General features: G+C 71.6%; 14 protein-coding genes and 1 pseudogene. 8 read left to right on the top strand and 7 right to left on the bottom strand.

The annotated features are described in order from the left end of the window. Positions 1 to 103: 103 nt before the first annotated feature. Both BLW82_RS07210 and BLW82_RS07205 read right to left on the bottom strand, forming a co-directional pair. The gene (locus BLW82_RS07210) at positions 104 to 1,114 is read right to left on the bottom strand and encodes a sigma-70 family RNA polymerase sigma factor (RefSeq protein WP_256215687.1); all 1,011 of its coding nucleotides are present in this window, start codon (positions 1,112 to 1,114) and stop codon (positions 104 to 106) included. Positions 1,115 to 1,179: 65 nt separating this feature from the next. Next, on the bottom strand, positions 1,180 to 2,265 hold the full coding sequence (locus BLW82_RS07205; protein WP_371131310.1) for a lytic transglycosylase domain-containing protein: 1,086 nt from the start codon (positions 2,263 to 2,265) through the stop codon (positions 1,180 to 1,182). A 98-nt stretch (positions 2,266 to 2,363) separates the two neighbouring features. On the opposite strand from BLW82_RS07205, the gene BLW82_RS43855 reads away from it, so the two are divergent. Further along, positions 2,364 to 2,648: a hypothetical protein gene (locus tag BLW82_RS43855; protein ID WP_143063647.1), complete on the top strand. Its 285-nt coding sequence runs from the start codon at positions 2,364 to 2,366 to the stop codon at positions 2,646 to 2,648. Between the two features lie 42 nt (positions 2,649 to 2,690). Here BLW82_RS43855 and BLW82_RS07195 read toward each other — a convergent pair whose 3' ends face one another. The 4 genes from BLW82_RS07195 to BLW82_RS07180 form a co-directional block, all read right to left on the bottom strand. Beyond that, complete coding sequence (locus BLW82_RS07195; protein ID WP_093498024.1) at positions 2,691 to 3,194, bottom strand: hypothetical protein; 504 nt, start codon at positions 3,192 to 3,194, stop codon at positions 2,691 to 2,693. 7 nt (positions 3,195 to 3,201) lie between these two features. Beyond that, a complete protein-coding gene (locus BLW82_RS44285) occupies positions 3,202 to 3,411 on the bottom strand; it encodes a hypothetical protein (protein ID WP_177232863.1) in 210 nt (69 codons plus the stop codon). 456 nt (positions 3,412 to 3,867) lie between these two features. After that, entirely contained in the window at positions 3,868 to 4,206 is a 339-nt protein-coding gene (locus BLW82_RS07185; protein ID WP_093498022.1) for a thioredoxin family protein, read from the bottom strand. Positions 4,207 to 4,413: 207 nt separating this feature from the next. Next, positions 4,414 to 5,553, bottom strand: a complete 1,140-nt coding sequence (locus BLW82_RS07180) for a PucR family transcriptional regulator (RefSeq protein ID WP_093498021.1) — start codon at positions 5,551 to 5,553, stop codon at positions 4,414 to 4,416. 86 nt (positions 5,554 to 5,639) lie between these two features. On the opposite strand from BLW82_RS07180, the gene BLW82_RS07175 reads away from it, so the two are divergent. The 7 genes and pseudogenes from BLW82_RS07175 to BLW82_RS07135 all read left to right on the top strand — a co-directional run bounded on the left by BLW82_RS07175 (position 5,640) and on the right by BLW82_RS07135 (position 17,395). Next, on the top strand, positions 5,640 to 6,695 hold the full coding sequence (locus tag BLW82_RS07175) for a ferredoxin reductase (RefSeq protein WP_093498020.1): 1,056 nt from the start codon (positions 5,640 to 5,642) through the stop codon (positions 6,693 to 6,695). Positions 6,696 to 6,702: 7 nt separating this feature from the next. Continuing rightward, on the top strand, positions 6,703 to 7,821 hold the full coding sequence (locus BLW82_RS07170; RefSeq protein WP_093498019.1) for a fatty acid desaturase family protein: 1,119 nt from the start codon (positions 6,703 to 6,705) through the stop codon (positions 7,819 to 7,821). An 891-nt stretch (positions 7,822 to 8,712) separates the two neighbouring features. Beyond that, on the top strand, positions 8,713 to 11,637 hold the full coding sequence (locus BLW82_RS07160) for an ATP-binding protein (protein WP_093498018.1): 2,925 nt from the start codon (positions 8,713 to 8,715) through the stop codon (positions 11,635 to 11,637). A 112-nt stretch (positions 11,638 to 11,749) separates the two neighbouring features. Continuing rightward, positions 11,750 to 11,953 (top strand): hypothetical protein, encoded by a 204-nt coding sequence (locus tag BLW82_RS07155; RefSeq protein WP_093498017.1) that lies wholly within the window; start codon positions 11,750 to 11,752, stop codon positions 11,951 to 11,953. Positions 11,954 to 12,003: 50 nt separating this feature from the next. Then, on the top strand, positions 12,004 to 15,930 hold the full coding sequence (locus tag BLW82_RS07150; RefSeq protein ID WP_093498016.1) for a carboxypeptidase regulatory-like domain-containing protein: 3,927 nt from the start codon (positions 12,004 to 12,006) through the stop codon (positions 15,928 to 15,930). Positions 15,931 to 16,131: 201 nt separating this feature from the next. Further along, positions 16,132 to 16,474, top strand: a pseudogene (locus BLW82_RS07145) (SAM-dependent methyltransferase); the annotation flags it as partial. Positions 16,475 to 16,972: 498 nt separating this feature from the next. After that, the gene (locus tag BLW82_RS07135; protein ID WP_093498014.1) at positions 16,973 to 17,395 is read left to right on the top strand and encodes a PPOX class F420-dependent oxidoreductase; all 423 of its coding nucleotides are present in this window, start codon (positions 16,973 to 16,975) and stop codon (positions 17,393 to 17,395) included. A gap of 209 nt (positions 17,396 to 17,604) precedes the next feature. Here BLW82_RS07135 and BLW82_RS07130 read toward each other — a convergent pair whose 3' ends face one another. Next, positions 17,605 to 17,967 carry a hypothetical protein gene (locus BLW82_RS07130; protein ID WP_093507900.1) on the bottom strand — a complete coding sequence of 121 codons (363 nt, stop codon included), beginning with the start codon at positions 17,965 to 17,967 and terminating at the stop codon, positions 17,605 to 17,607. Between the last annotated feature and the right edge of the window lie 2 nt (positions 17,968 to 17,969).

The following is a 17,969-nucleotide window of genomic DNA, read 5'->3' as shown; positions in this document are numbered from 1 at the left end:
CCCGTGCCCTCGCCCGTGAACAGCTCCGACGACTGCTCTACGGGGAGGGGCGGGGCGTCCGTCGCGGCGGACCCGGATTTTTTTCGGACTGGTTTCGCGGGCCCTACGGCAGCTGCACGGGAGGCGTACTCGCGGTGGGCACGACGCGCGGGGCGGACGGCACGGCGTCAGGGGCCGGGACCGGCGCGACCGACGGCGGCGAGGGGACGGCCGACGCAACCGGAAGGTCCGGAACCCGCGGGACCGCGGGAGCCGACAGGCTCGGAAGCGAGGCCGCCGGGACGGCAGGCAGGGCCGGCACGGATGGCAGGGATGTCTTCGCCGACGACCCGTCGGCAGTGGACGCGGCCGGCCGGTGCACGCGGCCCGCCGGCCTGCGCGCGCCTTCGGGCGTCCCGGGGATCCGCACCCGGGCCGTGCTGTCCGACCGGATCGCCCCGGCACCGGCGGACACCGCCGGCCGGGGCGCCGGCCCCTGCCCGCCCCCGCCCAGCGCGTACGGCAGCGCGAAGCCCGCCACCACCAGCGTCGCCGCCGTCGAGGCCATGGCCACCGCCTGCGCCTTGCCGCCCGCGTGCGGCCGGCCGCGTCCCAGCAGGAACAGCACGAGCCCGAGCGTCCCGGCCAGCGAGGCGCGCAGCGTTCGCCGGGCGCGGGCCAGCAGGGACTCGACGGTCCGGTAGCTCAGCCCCATACGCACGGCGACCTGGCCGACGTCCAGGTCCTCCGACTTCAGCCGCAGCGCCTCCGCCTGCCGGGCGGGCAGCTCGCCGCTGCGCACGGCGAGCCACTTCGCCTCGGCCCGGTCGCACACCGCATCCTCGACGGGTACCGGGCCCGGCGCGACGAGTGTGGGGCGGCTGCCCACCTCGGCCTCGCGGTTGACCTGCCGGTGCCGGTCGACGCACAGCCGCATCGTCACCGTCGTCAGCCAGGCGCCGAGCCGTTCGTCGTCGAGGTCCGGGCGCTCCGCGGCCCGCAGCATCGCCTCGTGAACGGCGTCCTCGGCGTCCTCCTGGCTCACGGACCGCCGCCTGGCCACCCTGAGCAGCTGCTCGCGTTGGCTCCACATGCGCAGCCAACGCTCGTCGGCGGCCGCTGTGTCCGCAGGCATGTCCGTCGCCATGAGGGCCCCTTCGCACTCACCCGCCGGTCCTGTGCTTCCGGCGGGTCGCGACATTACCCCCGAGTAGTGGCAGTTGTGGAGGGGGAGACGTCCATCGTGTTCCAGCCGTTGCCGGTGGTCAGCGGCCCCGCGTCGGGCAGCACACCGCCGCCGGGCAGCGTGAGGGTCGGTTCGGGGACGGGAACCAGCGGCGGCCCGGACTCCGTGGGGACGCCGGCCTTGGGGGACGGGCTGGGGGTGAGCGAGGCGGGCGGGGCCGACGGCGTGTGCGAAGGATCAGGGCCCGGCTTCCGGTCGTCCGACGGCTTCGGCCTCCTCGGGTTCTCCCGGCGGGAGGGCTTCGGCCGGTCCGACCGGGATCCGCCGGACGCGTCCGGCACCACGCGGTGTCCGGTCAGGTAGTACGCGTACCACGCCTTGACGGTGCGCAGATAGGCGTCGGAGTGGTTGTAGCCCAGGATCGCCCGGTCCAGGTCGGCGGGGTTCGACAGGTCCCGGCCGCCCGCGCACAGGTAGCGGCCGGCGGCGAGCGCCGCGTCGTAGACGTTGTTCGGGTCGGTCCGTCCGTCGCCGTTGCCGTCCGCTCCCCAGCGGGCCCAGGTGGACGGGATGAACTGCATCGGGCCGACCGCGCGGTCGTACATCCTGTCCCCGTCGTACGCGCCGCCGTCGGTGTCAGCCACGACGGCGAAGGCGCCGCCGGTCAGCCGCGGGCCGAGAATGGGCGTCACGGTCGTCCCGTCCGGGGTCACCCGGCCGCCCCTTGCCTGCCCGGACTCCACCTGGCCGATCGCGGCCAGCAGCTGCCAGCGCAGTCCGCAGCGCGGCGCGCTGCGCGCCAGCTCCTCCTCGGCACGCCGGTACGCGGCGAACACGCTCGCGGGCAGGGCACCGCCGCCCGTCACTCCCCGTGCCGAGCCCTTCTTCCGCGTCCGCAGCGGAGGAAGGCCGGGGCGGTACGGGGTGTCGCCGGACACGCTGAGGCCGTGCCCGGCGGGAGCCGCCGCACGCGCGGGCTCCACGGCCTCGGCCGAGACCGCCCTCGGCGCCTGCGACGCGGTCAGCACGGCCATCGCGGCCGCCGCGATCGCCGTACCCCTGGCACCCCTCAGTGCCCCCTTGAGTGCACGCGCTGTCACTGTGCAGTCCCCTCCATCCTCTCCGTGGCGAATCCGTCGTCTGCTCTACGCGGCCGGAGGGCGCGTCCGTCGCGCGAAACCGGGGGCACGGGAGGCGCATGCCGATCGACCCACAGGGGGATGCGGAAGCGGACGAAGGCGGGGAAGGTGTTGTCGAACTGGTTGCCGTAGAAGGTGCGCTGCGGTTCGCCGGTCACGACGGCGTGGAATGCGCGGTGGGGGTTGCGGAGGGCTGGGAGGAGTTCGTTGGCGCGGGGGCGGCGCTGCCAGGGCAGTTCGGGCATCAGCCCCATCCCGGCCACGTCGGACCGATGACGAGAACGCCGGAGTCCTGGCGCAACGGCTCCGTCTCCTCCCACCGGCCCGCACTGACACTGCTGTGAGAGTCGGGACGAGGTCCTGCCCTCACGGCAGTGTCCTTCAAGTCAGACCTTCAGCGGCTGTCTGCCGGACGAGTTCGGTGGCTTGTTCCAGTCCGGGGAGACGGCGAACAGCCACAGGCCGTTCTGCTTGAAGACGGTGAAGTTCTGCTGCTGTCCGGTGCGGCGGAAGCAGATCGTGCCGCCTCGGACGTCGTAGGGATCCTCTTCGGTCATGTTGATCGAGACCGGTCCTGCGGCGCCCCTGCCGTAGCTGCGGATGAACCAGCGGGCGCCGGCTGCCTCGCTGCGGCGGGCGAACCAGGAGTGCCTGGACAGATCCTCCAGGCCGTCCGTGTCACCGTCACGCACTCGCTCTATGAAGAGCTGCATGTAGAGCTTGAGGGTGTCGGGGGCGGTCTTGTCGCCGGTGAAGGTCACCGCGGGCAACCCCGCCCGGCTCGCCTGGCGGTAGTCCCACTGGTCGCGCGGCGCGCCCCAGGCGGCTGTGCCTGCGGCCAGCAGGACAACCAGGGCCGGCGGGGCCCACAGCACATAGCTGCGTTTCATCTTTACCTCAGTACCAGTGCGGGGTGATGTGGGCGATGTGGACCGTGACGCCCTTGCGGTGCTTCATGATCACGGAAAGGGTTGTCTTCCTGTACTTGCTGGAGTGCTGGCAGACCAGCACGGAGCCGGTTGTGGAACCGGCGTAGTAGATCACGCCCGCGTGGTCGAGGTTGGAACTCGTGCCCGCGTAGTCCAGCAGCATGATGTCGCCAGGCACGATGCAGGTCCGGGCGGATGCAGCTGCGCCGGTGCGTGCTGCCTGAGGCACCGATCTTCAAAGTGGCTGCTGCGGAGCCGGTGCTCGACCGGCAGCTGCACTGCCTTCTCGTCGTCCCAGTACATATCCGGGATCTTCAGTCCGATCACCGCGAAGCCCCCCAAGTCGCCTTGCCGCCGGTGGCGCGCGCGGTGCACGGTGCACACACCAGCTCGGACCCTCTGCGTGCCCGACAGCGACGACGGCGGTTCGGCCAGCGGGCCAACTGCGCGGCGAGCCCCGGCTGGTGGGTGGTCCGCGAGCACGGCATGCTCGTCAGCGGGTGTCTCAGCCCCAAGGTGTCTCAGCCCCAAGGTGTCTCAGCCCCAAAGTGCCTCAGCGCCAAGGTGTCTCAGGCGGCGCATCTCCCATAGGCGGGACGTGACGGGCGTCCCGGCCACGTGCCGCAGTGGCCGCTCAGAGGTGGTCGTCCAGGAACTTCCGTACCTCGGTGATGGTCATGGGCCCCGTGCCGTGCGCCACCGCCTCTCCCTCCTTCAGCAGGACGTAGGACGGGGCTCCGGTGATCCCGTATCGCTCGGTCGCGGCCGGACAACGCGTGATGTCGGCGCGGACGGCCGTCAGGCGGCCCGTGTAGTCGTCGGCGATGCCACCGATGACGAGGTCCATCACCCGGCAGGGCTCGATTGCCTTGGGCCATGTCCCGGTGAAGTAGGCGAGGACCGGAACTCCGCTCATCCCGAGGATGAAATTGAACTCCGCGTCCTCACGGGGTCGGTGAACCCGCTTCGTCATGGAGGCTCCTGACCTCACGTTCCGTCATTGCACCCCCATCATCCCTCGCGCGGTGTGCCCGGCCGGCCCGGTCGGTCGTCCGGTTGACCTGCCGGAAGGGAGGCACGGGGCCGTCGCGGAACCACGGTGGTCCCCGGCACGAGCGGCCAGGCCCCAGGCTCCGGGCCCCCGGCCGGCCCCTGGTGACCCGGCCTGGCCGCCCCCGCGTCAGCTGACCTGGAGACCGACCGCCAGCGTCAGTTCGAGGACCCGGTGCGGCGATGCGAGATCCGGAAACAGCTCCCGCAGCTGCGACATCCGGTACCGGACCGTCTGGGGATGGACGAACAGCGCCGCCGCCACCTCGTCCCGCCTGCCCTGGTGCAGCAGCCACGCCCGCAACGTCTCCTCCAGCCGCCGTGCGGTCGTGACAGGCAGGGTCCGCAACGGTGCGAGGGCTCGGGCGCGCAGGTCCGCGAACGCGTCCACGTCGGCGCTCAGCACCAGCTCGGGCAGGTGGTCCTCGGTGTCGCGAATATCGGAGGAGAGGGAGCGCGCGCGTAGGGCTCGTGCGTACGAGGCGGACGCGCGAGTCCATGGCCGGGCCGGCCCGACCACGGCGGTGCGGTCGGTCAGCTGCCGCAAGAGATGTGACCGGTCGGCGTCGGGGACGAGCAGCACACCGGTGGCGTCCGGCAGATCGTCGAGGACGAGGGTGCTGGGGTCGAACGCGCGGTAGGCGGGCCGGGCCTGGGCGTTGGGCAGCAGGACCGCGGTCAGCGAAACCGGAGGCTGCCACCCGGCCCGTTGAGCAGAGGCCAGCAGCACGTCCGGGCTCGCTCCGGCGAGGAGGTCGCGGGCCAGGTGCTCCAGGTGACGCTCGTGATCCCTGCCCCGGGCGGCCAGTTCGTCGGCGTGGCCCGCGGCGCTCGCCGCGGAGAGCTCGTCGATGTAGGCGAAGGTCAGCTCAGCGAACTTGGCGACCTCGGCGGCGGGCAGACCTGCGGGTACGGCCCCCGCTGCCAGGCATCGCCAGGCCACGCGGGCACCGACGCGGTAGGCGCTGAGCAGGGCGTCCATCGAACGGCCGTCGCGCACCTCGCCGCGGCCGAGCTCGTAGGCCGCGTCACCGCCGTCGCCGCCCGTGGCGTTCCCGCTCGCGAGGTCCAGATAGTGCCCCAGGGCGGTGCGGACGGCTCGGCGGATGGTGGCGCCCATGTGGCCCGTAAGGGCGTTGGCGTAGGGAGGGACCTCGTCGATGATCGCCTGGACGACCTCGTCGGCGGTGGCCTTCAGCCCCGCCCGAAGTACGGCGACCGTCGTCTCATCCAGGGCCAGTTCACTGGCCCTCCGGATCACGTGGTTCACGTTTTATTCCCTGCGAACAATTCTGCCGTCCAGATTTACGTCCTGCGGTTAGGACCTTACGCCCTGAGGCACAGCAAGCTGGAGCCATGACGAGTACAGCCCTCCGCACCAGGGCGTGGAAACTGCTGGAGATGGCCACGACGCCGCTCCTGCCGTCGGACTACCTCGACCTGGTCAGTCCGCTGCGTGCGGGCGCCGACCTGCGCGGGCGCATCGAGGCCGTGCACCCCGAGACGGGTGACGCCGCGACCATCGTGATCAGACCGGGACGGGGATGGCGCGGCCACACAGCCGGTCAGTACGTGCGGGTCGGGGTTGACGTCGACGGGGTGCGCCTGTGGCGCGCCTACTCCATCACCTCGCCGACGAACCGCCGGGACGGCCGCCTCACGATCACCGTGAAGGCGATCCCGGACGGCAAGGTCAGCAACCACCTGGTCCGCAGGGCGACTCCGGGCACGCTGATCCAGCTCGACCAGGCGACCGGTGACTTCGTGCTGCCACAGGCCACGCCCGCCAAGGTGCTCTACCTGACGGCCGGCAGCGGCATCACGCCCGTGATGGGCATGCTGCGCGACACCGAGTTCGACGACGTCGTCATGGTCCACTGCGCGCCACAGCCGCAAGACGTGATCTTCCGCAACGAACTGCACGACCTGGTCGCGGACAAGAAGCTGCGGCTCACCGAGGTGCACACCGACACGGACGGCATGCTCGACATCGCCCGTCTCGACGAACTCGTGCCCGACTGGGCCGAGCGCGAGACCTGGGCTTGCGGGCCCGCGGGCCTGCTCGACGCCGCCGAAGAGCACTGGACCGAGCACGGAGTCCAAGAGCGCCTGCACACCGAACGCTTCCGCCCGACCATCGTCGCCGCCGGCGACGGCGGCGAGGTCACGTTCAGCGCCACCGGCAAGACGGTCGACGCGGACGGCGCCACGCCGTTGCTGGACGTCGGCGAGGAGGCCGGCGTGCTCATGCCCTCCGGGTGCCGCATGGGCATCTGCTTCGGCTGCGTCACGCCGCTCAAGGCGGGCGCCGTCCGCGACCTGCGCACCGGTGAGATCACCGAGGCCGAGCCGGGCGTCCTCATCCAGACCTGCGTGTCCGCCGCGGCGGGCCCCTGCGACATCGAACGGTAGGAGCACCTTGACCGCCATCGACCCCACCGCCCACCTGACCGCGGAGCAGATCGAGGAGCTCGGCCGCGAGCTGGACGCGATCCGCGACGAGGTGATCGCCGGCCGCGGCGAGAAGGACGCCGCCTACATCCGCAAGGTGATCTCGGCGCAGCGCAAGCTCGAGCTGGCCAGCAGGGCTGTGCTGCTGTTCTCGATCTTCCCGCCCGCGTGGCTGCTCGGCACCGCCGGGCTGTCCGTGGCGAAGATCATGGACAACATGGAGATCGGCCACAACATCCTGCACGGGCAGTGGGACTGGATGCGGGACCCGAAGATCCACTCCACCACCTGGGAATGGGACCACGTCTCGCCGGCCGACCAGTGGAAGCACTCGCACAACGAGCTGCACCACACGTACACCAACGTGATCGGCAAGGACAACGACCTCGGCTACGGCATCATGCGCGTCGACGAGGACCAGAAGTGGCACCCGTTCCACCTCGGCCAGCCGCTGTGGAACTTCCTCAACGCCTGCTTCTTCGAGTACGGCATCGCGGCGTACGACCTGGAACTCGGCAAGAACCTGAACAAGCGCCGCCGCAAGAACCCCGAGTTCCGCGCGCGGGCCAGGGCCGTGGGCCGCAAGATCCGCAAGCAGGTGCTCAAGGACTACGTGATCCACCCGCTGCTGTCGGGCCCGTCGTTCCTCCCCACGCTCGCCGCCACGTTCACCGCGAACCTGGTCCGCAACCTCTGGTCCCACTCGGTGATCATGTGCGGGCACTTCCCCGAGGGCGTGCAGGTCTTCGAGCGCCGGTCGATCAAGGGCGAGACGCGCGGCCAGTGGTACCTGCGCCAGATGATGGGCTCGGCGAACATCAGCGGCAGCAGGGCCATGCACTTCATGACCGGCAACCTGTCGCACCAGATCGAGCACCACCTGTTCCCGGACCTGCCGAGCAACCGGTACGCCGAGGTCGCGGTGAAGGTGCGCGCGCTGTTCGAGAAGTACGAGCTGGAGTACGTCACCGGGCCGCTGCCCAAGCAGGTGTACTCCGCGTGGCGCAAGGTCTTCCGGCTCTCGCTGCCGAACAAGAAGCCCGTAGTCAGGACGCCGGACCGCGAACAGGAGCTCGTCGCGGCCTGATTCCGGTACTGGTTCAGATCTCTCAGCCGGTTGGACAACTTTGCAAAGGGGAGGCAGGGGCCTGTTCGGGATATGCCTGATGAGCAGACCATGTGCGACGCCTTCAAACGCTGGGGTGCCGGCGCAGGGCAGCTCCCGGCGCGAGGTCCAAAGATCCCTGAGATGTGTCGACTTGAGGATGGCACCGTAATCCAGTGGAGAACGGCGTCGGCATCGGGCGGTGCGACGACAGAAATACCCGTACGGGGGGCGTCCGTCGAGGTAGCGGTCTTGGGGCTGGACCTGGGAGTTCATGGCGGTCCGGACACGGATCTTGATGCGGTTGCGTTCCGCCTTGCTCATGCCGCCGAAGACGGACATGACGAGGTCGTGGGCCTCGTTGTCCGGGTCGCTCGGGCCGCCGGTCGCCGGGACCCACAGGGGATGCGGAACTGGACGAAGACGGGGACGGTGCTGCCGAACTGGTTGCCGTAGCTGCTCTCCGGTGCGCAGGTTGGTGCCCTCGGCGGGACGCTCGGGGCATGGGGGCAGGTGGAACCGGGCGCGCGGCTCGAGAGGCTCACAGTGCGGCTGCGCTGCGCACCGGTAGTCCTCATCTCCCGCCCCCACCCGACCAGACCCTGACCGTCCTGGCGCAGGACGGTCCGACCAGACCCTGACTGTCCTGGCGCAGGACGGTCCACCGGCGGCGCTGCCTCTGGTGGGGACAGGTTCCTGCCGGTCGGGAGGCGCGCTAGTGTACGGCGGCGCTTTGCCTGCCCACCCGGAGTCTCCGCTGCCGAATCGCTTCGAGCAGAGGAATCCACCGGACATACGCGTGCAGAACGCCGGAGTGGGGGGCTGAAGGGGTGTCCGGAAGAGTGAGTCCACGGGGCTGGATCGGAGGCGGGGATGACCGCAGCGAAGGGCGCCGGCGTGCCGGCGCGCCGACCTGACCTCGGCGTACCCCGTCTGGTCGGCCGCGGCCGCGACCTCTCACTGCTCGACCACGCCCTCGACGAGAGGGCGGGTCTCGTCGTGATCGCGGGTGAGGCGGGGATCGGGAAGACCCGGTTGGTCCACGAACTCCTCCGGCGACGTCCGGAGACGGCGGTGGTCGCGGTGTGCCCGCCGTTCCGGGAGCCGTACACGCTCGGCCCGGTCGTCGACGCCGTACGTCGGTTGGCCGACCGTGTCGCCGGTCTGCAGCTCACCGGGCTGGCGGGAGCGCTGCGGCCGCTCTTCCCGGAGTGGGCCGAACAACTGCCGCCTGCGCCCGAGCCGCTACCCGACGCCGCGGCCGCCCGGCACCGTCTGCTCCGCGCGCTCGTCGAACTCGTCGACGCCCTCGGCATCGGGCTGTTCGTGGTGGAGGACGCCCACTGGGCCGACGAGACCACGCTCGAACTCCTGCTGTTCCTGCGGTCCCGGCGGGAGCGGAGCCCGCGCCTCGTCCTCACCTACCGGCCCGAGGACGTCCGCCGGGAGTCGCTGCTGCGCCGACTGGTCGCCCAGACCGGCGTCACCCGCCTGGAACCCGGGCCCCTGGACACGGCTGGGACGGCGGACCTGGTGTCCTCGATGCTCGGCGGGGAGCCGGTCTCGGCGGAGTTCGCCGAGTTCCTCCGCGCCCATACCGACGGGCTGCCGCTCGCGATCGAGGAGTCCGTCCGTCTGCTCCACGACCGTGCGGACCTGGTCTGTGAGGACGGCGCCTGGCTGCGGCGCGACGTCGCGGAGCTCGACGTCCCGCCCAGCATCCGCGACGCCGTGCTCGAGCGGACCTCCCATCTGGCGCCAGCGGCCGGCGCGGCGCTGGCCGCGCTCGCCGTACTTGAGGGGGAGCGGGCACCGGGGCTGGTCGCTGAGGTCGCCGGTATACCCCTGTCCGAGGCGGAGAACGGTCTGGTCGAGGCGCTTGCCGGCGGTCTGCTGCACGAGGACCGCGACGCCCGGGTGGGGTTCCGTCATGTGCTGGCCGCGCGCAGCGTCTACCACGCCCTCGGCGCCATGGAGCGCGGTCGCCTCCACCGCCGCGCCGGAGAGGCCCTTGAGCGGGAGCCGATACGCAGCGTCGCCGAGCTGGCCCGGCACTTCCGGGAGGCGGGCGACCCGGGCCGCTGGGCTGCGTACGCCGAGCAGGCGGCGGACCACGCGATCTCGTCGGGCGACCCGCGTACGGCGTTCGGGCTGCTTCTCGACCTCCTCACCGGCGGTGCCGTCCGCGGCGCGGCGGTGTCTCGTCTGGTTCGGCGCATGCCGCTGTACGCCGCACCCGGTAACGGGCCACTGCGCGACATCGTGACAGTGCTACGTGAGACCGCCGCCGGCGAACTCACGCCGGAGGAGCGGACCGAGGCGACCTGGCAGCTGGCCCGGCTGATGTTCCACGTCGGTGACGTGGAGGGTGCCTCGGCCGAGATGGAGCGGGCCGTGCCGGGGCTGGTCCAGGACCGGCCGGTCGCCGCGGTCCACGCGATGATGATGCTCGCCCGCCCGCTGGGTACCGCGCACCCGGCGGCGTATCACCGTGCCTGGCTGGAGCGCGCCGGGCGTCTCATCGAGGCCGGGCCGGGCCCGTCGTCCGAGGAGCGGCTCGCCTTTTTCATGGACCGTGCCGCCACGCTCCTGGTACTCGGCGACCCTGCCGGCTGGGCGGCGGCGCGCGATCTGCCGGCCGGCGGGGAGACCCCCGGCGAGGTGCTGCAGCGCGCCCGTGGGTACGCCAACCTCGGTGAGGCGGCGATGCTGTGGGGCCGCTACGACGACGCCCGGCGTCGGCTCGACGCGGCCGCTGCCCTGGCCGAGCAGCACCGATATCTGCGCCTGCGCGACCTCGTCGGGGCCACCCTCGTTCATCTCGACTGGCTCACCGGCGGGTGGAAGGGCCCCATGAAGTGGCAGGCCTCGGCCCTTGACGCCGACGAACCCGTGCTGCGTGCCGACGCGTTGCTGCTGGCCGGTCTGCTCGACGCGGCCCGCGGCGACCACCGTCGGGCCCAGGAGCAGGTCCGCGCCGCGATCGCGGTCGGGCGTCCGCGCGGCCCCGCCGACGGGTCCCGCGATCCGTCCGCCGCGCTCGCACGACTGGCGATCTCCGCCGGCCGCCCCGAGGAGGCCCTGGCCGCCACCGACGCCGCCTGGCGGCTCGTCGAGGCCAAGGGACTCTGGCTCTGGGCCGCCGAGATCGCCCCGCTCCGGATCCGCGCCCTGCTCGAAGACGGGCGCGTCGGGGAGGCCGTCCGCGCGGCCGAGGCCTTCGCGGCGGGTACCCGCGACCTGGATGCGCCGGTGGCCACGGCAGCCCGCCGGCTGACCGAGGCCCTGCTCGCCCGCGCCGGCGGTGACCTCACCGGAGCTGCCGGGCTCTTCGAGGAGGCGGGCGCTGCCTGGACCGCCCTTCCGAGGCCGTACGACGCCCTGCTGGCCCGCGAGGCGGCGGCCGACTGTCACCTCGCCGTCGGCGAGCGGGACCGGGCCGTCGCCCTGCTCCGCGAGGCCTTCGACCACCTCACCGCCCTCGGCGCGACCGAGGACGCGGACCGGGTGCGGCGCACCCTCGCGGACGAGGGGGTCCGGACGGGAGCACGGTCGGGTCGCCCCGGCTACGGCGACCAGCTCTCGCCGCGCGAACTCGATGTGGTGCGCCTGCTCGTCGAGGGTCGGACCAGCGCACAGATCGCCCGGGTTCTCGGGCTCTCGCCCCGCACCGTCGAGAAGCACGTCCACTCCGCGATGCGCAAACGGCAAGCGCCCTCGCGGACCGCGCTCGCCGTCGCCGCGGTGGAGTCCGGTGACGTACCGCTGCCGGGGAGCATGCCGCAGCCGTCGGCATAGACGGAGTAGCCGCCGATAACCGTACGGGGGTTTCCCGGGTAGTTCTGCGCATTGCCGCCTGATCACTGTGCGGCGTTCACTGCTGGCTCTGGGACAGAACGGAGCAGCCACGATGGCTTCTGGCAACGGCGTCGAACGGTCTGGCGAGGAGATCACGGTCGGCCCCGTCGACGGATCCCTCGAGGGTTCCACCGAGGACCCCGACAAGGACTCCAACGACGGCGAGGACATAACCGTCGATCCGGCCCCGGCGGCGAGCGCGGACCGACCGCGTGAGTACCGACGCAAGGCCGGCGTGGTGTACCGGCCGGTCTGACCAGCACCCACTCGAGTCGGCCCGGCCGACGCACCCTCCCGAGAAGAGCGATGCACAAACCAATACGCATATGGGCCGCCGGGATGGCGGTCGCCTGCGCGGTGGCGTCCGGCCTGATGGCCGTCGCCCCGGCGCAGGCGGCGCCCACCCTGGCCGGCGGTACCCCGCAGAGCACGGCGACCTACAAGCCCGCCGGGTGCGCCGTCCCCCTACCCGCCTCCGAGCGGAAGGGGGACGCGCCCTACGCCACCTGCGACCTCATGGGCGTGACCGACAGTCACGGCGCCCTGGCCGCCGGCTTGTCGACCCCGCCCGCCACCGCCCTCGCCCCGAATGACCTCAGGACCGCGTACGACCTGCCCCCGGGCGGCTCGGGCGAGACGGTCGCCATCGTCGATGCCGGCGGCTATGCGACCGCCGAGGCCGACCTGGCCGTCTTCCGCAGCACCTACGGGCTTCCCGCGTGCACGACGGCGAACGGCTGCTTCACCAAGCTCGACCAGGGCGGCGGCCACAACTACCCGCCGGAGGACGGCGACTGGTCCATGGAGACCGCGCTCGACCTCGACGCTGTCTCTGCCGCCTGTCCGGCGTGCCGCATCCTGCTGGTCCAGGCCGACTCGGCCGGCATCGACGACCTCGGCCAGGCCGAGGACACCGCTGCCGCCCACCACCCCGCTGCCATCTCCAACTCCTACGGCATCCCCCGCGAGGGTGGCGGCTTCCCCGCGGCGTACGACCACTACTACGACCACCCCGGTATCGCGGTCACCGCATCCACCGGCGACTACGGCAACATCGTGAACTGGCCCGCGTCGAACGGGAACGTCGTTGCCGTCGGCGGGACGACGCTGACCCGCGACGACACCACCGCCCGTGGCTGGACCGAGGCGGCCTGGGCATCGGGCGGCTCGGGCTGCTCGGGATTCGAACCGAAACCGGCGTACCAGCAGGGCATCGACACCGGCTGCGACAACCGTGCCATCGCCGACGTCTCCGCGGACGCCGACCCGGCCACCGGTCTCGGCATCTACAACTCGACCCCGGCGGTCGGTGGCTGGCTCCAGGTCGGCGGCACTTCGCTCTCGTCGCCGCTCGTCGCCGCGATGTACGCCCTCGCGGGCACTCCGACGCCCGGTACCTACCCGGTGACCTACCCGTACGCCGACACCCACGCCGGCGACCTCACCGACGTCACCGCCGGCTCTGACGGCTTCTGCGGCAACCAGCTCTGCGACGCCCGCCAGGGCTGGGACGGCCCGACCGGGCTCGGTACGCCCGTCGGCGTCGGCGCGTTCCGCCAGGGTCCGCACGGTCTGGTGGCCGGCACCGTGCGCGGCGCCGGCTCGACAACGGCCAACGGGCCGGTTCCGGGTGCCGCGGTCACCGCCACCGACGCGGACGGCCGTAGCTACAGCGCCACCACCGATGCGTCGGGCGGCTTCGACCTCGCCCCGGTACCGGGCACCTACAACCTGACCGTCGCGCAGTTCGGCTATGCGACGACCACCGCCACGGTGAAGGTCACCGAGGGGAGCACGGCGAAAAAGTCCATCACCCTGCACGCCCTGCCCACCCACGTCGTCTCCGGCACCGTCACCGACGCCTCGGGCCACGGCTGGCCGCTCGCCGCGGCGATCACCGTCGACGGCTACCCCGGCGGCGTGGTCGACACGGACCCGCTCACCGGCCGATACGCCGTCCGGCTGCCGGACGACGGGCACTACAAGCTGCACGTCTCGGCGACCCTGCCGGGCTACAAGACGGCGGACGACACCCTTGCCGTCGGCTCCGGCGACGTACGCCATGACGTGTGGCTGCCCGTGGACGCCGGCGCCTGCACCGCGCTCGGCTACCACTTCGGGTACAAGGGGACCACGACCCGCTTCGAGGGCTGGCCCGGCGGAAAACCGCAGGACGGCTGGACGGTCACCGACGACAGCGGCTCCGGGGTCACCTGGCGCTTCGACGACCCGGGTCACTACGGCAACGACACCGGCGGCACCGGCCAGTTCGCCGAGGTCGACTCCCGCTCCGGCGACATCGGCAGCCGCGTGACGAGCAGCCTGGTCTCGCCGCTGCTCGACCTGAGCGGCGACGCCACGCCGATCGTCTCCTTCGACAACTCCTTCTTCAGGGGGGTTCACACCCCGGCCAACGCATCCGTGGAGGTGAGCGTCGACCGCGGACAGACCTGGACCTCGGTCCGGAACTTCACGCTCCCCTCCATCGGACCCGAGGCCGTCGCGATTCCCCAGGCCGCCGGCAAGAGCGACGTACAGGTGCGGTTCCGGTACGACGCGGCCCACTCGTACTTCTGGAAGGTCGACAACGTCTTCATCGGCAACCGCTCCTGCGATGCCACCGCCGGCGGGCTCGTGGCCGGCACCGTCGACGACGCCAACACGGACAAGGCACTCTCGGGTGCGACCGTCAGCGTGGCCGGCACCCCGACGGCCTCAACGACCGACGGCGCCTACGAGCTCTTCGCGTCCGCTTCGGCCGCCGGCAGCTCCGGCCGGACCACGCTGGGGGTCGTCGACGGCGCGTACACCGGTTCGACCGCGCAGGTCACTGTCGCCCGCGATCAGGTGACCCGTAAGAACTGGCGCCTGGGCGCCGGCCGGATCAGGGTCTTTGGCGACTCACTGCGGGTCGCCCAGCCGCTGGGCCGTTCGACGACCCGGACCGTGACGCTTCGCAACACCGGCACCGCCCCCGTCCACGTCGTCCTCAACCCGCAGGATGGCTCGTACACGCCCAACTCCCGCCCGGGCGGCCCGAGTCAGTCTCGCAGTGGGGCACCGGTCCGGCACGTCGGCGGCACCTTCACCCCACGGCCGCTGGTCGCCGACGAGACGCACAGGGTCGCGGCACCGACGGGCTCGACTGACGCGACCGCTGTGGCGAGTGCCACCGCCTGGACGACCGCCGACGATCTGCCGACGCCGGTGATGGACAGCGGCTCGGTGACGCTCGACGGGAAGGTTTACGTCTTCGGCGGGACCGACGGGGCGAACCTGCTGTTCAAGTCCTACGTCCACGACCCGGCCACCGGCGGGTGGCAGCGGCTGGCGAACATGCCGGAGGGGCTGGAGAAGCCCGGCGTGGAGGCGGTCGACGGCGAGATCTACGTCGTCGGCGGCTGGAACAGCACTCGCAACGCCTCGGCAACGGTGTACCGCTACGACCCGAAGCACGACTCGTGGTCCTCGGTGGCGTCGCTCCCCGCGGGCGTCGCCGCCGGCGGCACGGCGGTCCTCGGCGGCCGGCTCTACGTGGTCGCCGGCTGCGGCGGCGACTGCTTCCCGGCCTCGCAGGCGACCTACGTCTACGATCCACAGGCCGACGCCTGGAGCCAGGTGGCGAACTACCCGATCACGGAGCAGTGGCTCTCCTGCGCCGGCATCGACGGCCAGGTCGTCTGCGCCGGCGGGTACGATCCGCTCAGCGGCGAGGACACGACGGCTACGTACGCCTTTGACCCGGTCAGCGGCAAGTGGACCGCGCGGGCCGACCTGCCGTACCCGAACTGGGCGATGGCCTCCGCGTCCTCCGGCGGTCGGCTGCAACTGGTCGGCGGAGTCAGCGGCGGACAGCTGACCAACCAGGCCGAGGAGTACGACCCGGCCACCGACTCCTGGTCGGCTCTGCCGGCGGCCGACGCGCTGGTCTACCGCGGCAGCGGCGCCTGCGGACTGTACGTCGTCGGCGGCTCGGACGCCAACCACGCGGTCACCGGCGTCGAGCAGCTCCCGGGCTACGGCGACTGCGGCACCTCGGGCGCCGCCACCTGGCTGTCGGCACCGCATACCGTCACCGTCGACCCGGGCGTCACGGTGAAGGTGCGGGTCACCCTGAACGCGGGCGCGGTCGACCAGGACGGCACCTACACGAGCGGGCTCACCGTCGACACCGACTCGCCGTACGCCGTCCCGGCGCTCGCCGCCACGATGAAGGTGGTCGGCACACAGTGACCGCGGACGGCTGACTGCCCACGGGCGGCCGAATGGGCACGACCTGACGGGGTTCCCGGGAACCTGGACCCGGGAGCCCCGTCCCGCGACAGTACCGCGCCCGAGGGCATCGCCGTCTCCCTCATGGTGGGGACCCGTGCCCACAGCCGGAGAGCTTCGGCAGCGCGCCGTGGCAGCAGCGGGGTCGGCACCATCGGGGAGGGCCTGCCGTGGTTCAGGTCGATCCGGCCGAGTACGAGCCGGCCCCGCTCGGGCTCGCGGCGGACTCCGATCCCGTGGTCGCTGCGGGCAACGTTTTCCCGCTGCTTGCTGCCGGCACTGGGGTGACGGTGGTCAAGCGCCCGGTTGCGGACCTACGCCCGGGCGGTCCGATGGTCGCGGGTTTCGGCCTGGACGAGGCCCACTTGCCGGTGCCGCCCGGCATCACCCTGCCGGAGTATGACGAGTGTTGCGTCGCAGCCGGCCTTACCCTGGTGGACCGCTTCGCCTCCTGGGACGCGGTCCTTACGTCGGCGGCGGCTGCGCCGTCAGCCTCCACCGTCGGTGGGGCTTGGCGCCCATTACCTTGACCACCGTGCCGACCGGGCGGCCAGGGGCTTCTCCGAGCAGTCCGGCGAGCAGTTCTCTTGGGTGTGGATCCGGCGACAGCCCCACGAGGAAATCTCGTGGCGTTGCAGAACGAGCAGTTGGTGCCGCAGGGCAAGGATCTCGATGTCTTCGTCCCGGTCGCTCATCGGCGGTAGACGCAGGGGCGACACCAGGGTGTTGGTCGCGGCGAGGGAGGCCAGGCGCGGCAGCACGGTAGATCATGGTGCCGTCCGCGTCTGTCCACGTGAAGACATCGGAGTTGTCGGCGACGCGGCCTGAGTGGTCGATCGAGGCATCCACCTGGGAGGATGACGTATCGGCACCCGCATGGTCACCGAGAACCGCGATCTTCTCAGCGGCCCTGCGAGCGCGCTCGCGGGCGCGTCCCCATGAGAGTGTGGACAGGAAGCAGCGGGTGGGGATCCGCTGTCGCGTCGGATCGAGGAGAAGCACCATGTCGAAGCCCCCGCTCACCCCCGAAGCGGTCGCCATGATGAAGAAGGCGAACCCGGCGGTCATCGCCACGCTCCGATCGGACGGTCAGCCGGTTTCGACCGCCACCTGGTATCTGTGGGAGGACGACGGCCGCATCCTGGTCAACATGGACGAGGGCCGCCGGCGCCTGGAGCACCTGCGCAACGATCCGCGGGTCACCCTCACGGTGCTGGACGAGGCCGACTGGTACAACCACATCAGCATCATCGGCCGAGTCGCCGAGATCCGAGAGGACAAGGATCTCACCGGCATCGACCGGCTCAGCATGCAGTACACCGGTAAGCCCTACCCGCAACGGGACCGGGCGAGGTTCAGCGCCTGGATCGAGGTCGAGCGCTGGCACGGCTGGGGCACCCACAAGGACAGCAACCAGGCGGGGTGACGGAGGCGTCGCTCGCGCTGCGGCAGCGGCGGCTCCGGGCGGTCTCACGGCTCGGCCGACACAATCCGGGGCCCCTGATGACGACGCCCGGTACTCGTGAACACCCTCGCAGGCCGGGGGCGAGCGGGGCGACGACGCCTGGCCCCCGTGGGCCCTCATGGTCGACACCGTCGCCGGGGACCGGGGAGGGTGCGCTTTTTCCGGCGCTGTCACCGGTTCGCGGCCCGCCTGCCGTCCAGCATTCCGTGCAGGTGCGCGGCGGCGTTCTCGATGTCCGCGTATTTCTGCTGTCCGGCGCGCACCTCGGCGGAGAGCACACCGCAGCGGTGGACGCGCTCGAAGTCGCCGTAGGGGAACTTGTACCGGCCTTTGGTCTCCTCTCCCATCTCGTCATCGATGCCCAGGTACCACCTGGCGTACTCGTCGAACCCGTGCTCCTCGAGGTAGGCGTTCTCGTCCGCTGCCGAAGGCCGGTGCTCGCTCCACTCGTCCCGGTCGTCCAGGACGATGCGGTCCTCTTCGGTCAGTTTCTTTGCGTGGTTGAACGCCCTCGCGTTCAGTTTCACCGTCATGC

The organism is Streptomyces sp. Ag109_O5-10 (assembly GCF_900105755.1).
GTDB lineage: Bacteria > Actinomycetota > Actinomycetes > Streptomycetales > Streptomycetaceae > Streptomyces.
Note: the sequence above shows the minus strand (reverse complement) of the source record. Positions and strands in the feature narration are given on the sequence as shown.